Here is a 1,415-nt window from a genome sequence, read left to right on the forward strand (position 1 = left end):
AACACAGTGGACGCGAGCAACTGAGGACAAGCCCTCGGCCTATTAGTACCGGTCACCTCCACCAGTTACCTGGCTTCCAGATCCGGCCTATCAACCCAGTCGTCTACTGGGAGCCTTACCCCATCAAGTGGGTGGGAGTCCTCATCTCGAAGCAGGCTTCCCGCTTAGATGCTTTCAGCGGTTATCCCTCCCGAACGTAGCCAACCAGCCATGCCCTTGGCAGAACAACTGGCACACCAGAGGTTCGTCCGTCCCGGTCCTCTCGTACTAGGGACAGCCCTTCTCAAGACTCCTACGCGCACAGCGGATAGGGACCGAACTGTCTCACGACGTTCTAAACCCAGCTCGCGTACCGCTTTAATGGGCGAACAGCCCAACCCTTGGGACCGACTCCAGCCCCAGGATGCGACGAGCCGACATCGAGGTGCCAAACCATCCCGTCGATATGGACTCTTGGGGAAGATCAGCCTGTTATCCCCGGGGTACCTTTTATCCGTTGAGCGACGGCGCTTCCACAAGCCACCGCCGGATCACTAGTCCCGACTTTCGTCCCTGCTCGACCCGTCGGTCTCACAGTCAAGCTCCCTTGTGCACTTACACTCAACACCTGATTGCCAACCAGGCTGAGGGAACCTTTGGGCGCCTCCGTTACTCTTTAGGAGGCAACCGCCCCAGTTAAACTACCCATCAGACACTGTCCCTGATCCGGATCACGGACCCAGGTTAGACATCCAGCACGACCAGACTGGTATTTCAACGACGACTCCACAACCACTGGCGTGGCTGCTTCAAAGTCTCCCAGCTATCCTACACAAGCCGAACCGAACACCAATATCAAACTGTAGTAAAGGTCCCGGGGTCTTTCCGTCCTGCTGCGCGAAACGAGCATCTTTACTCGTAGTGCAATTTCACCGGGCCTATGGTTGAGACAGTCGAGAAGTCGTTACGCCATTCGTGCAGGTCGGAACTTACCCGACAAGGAATTTCGCTACCTTAGGATGGTTATAGTTACCACCGCCGTTTACTGGCGCTTAAGTTCTCAGCTTCGCCCACCCGAAAGTGAGCTAACCGGTCCCCTTAACGTTCCAGCACCGGGCAGGCGTCAGTCCGTATACATCGCCTTACGGCTTCGCACGGACCTGTGTTTTTAGTAAACAGTCGCTTCTCGCTGGTCTCTGCGGCCACCCCCAGCTCAGAGCGCGAAGCTCATCACCGGATGTGGCCCCCCTTCTCCCGAAGTTACGGGGGCATTTTGCCGAGTTCCTTAACCATAGTTCACCCGAACGCCTCGGTATTCTCTACCTGACCACCTGAGTCGGTTTAGGGTACGGGCCGCCATGAAACTCGCTAGAGGCTTTTCTCGACAGCATAGGATCATCCACTTCACCACAATCGGCTCGGCATCAGGTCTCAGC

Annotated in this window: 1 other annotated feature (running past one end of the window). The window is 56.5% G+C overall.

The features are described from left to right. Positions 1-23: 23 nt before the first annotated feature. Positions 24-1,415, minus strand: a sequence feature (mutual gap in cmsearch alignment for this rRNA model is longer than 100); it runs 1,450 nt beyond the window's last position.

The organism is Streptomyces sp. NPDC001348, from assembly GCF_053597535.1.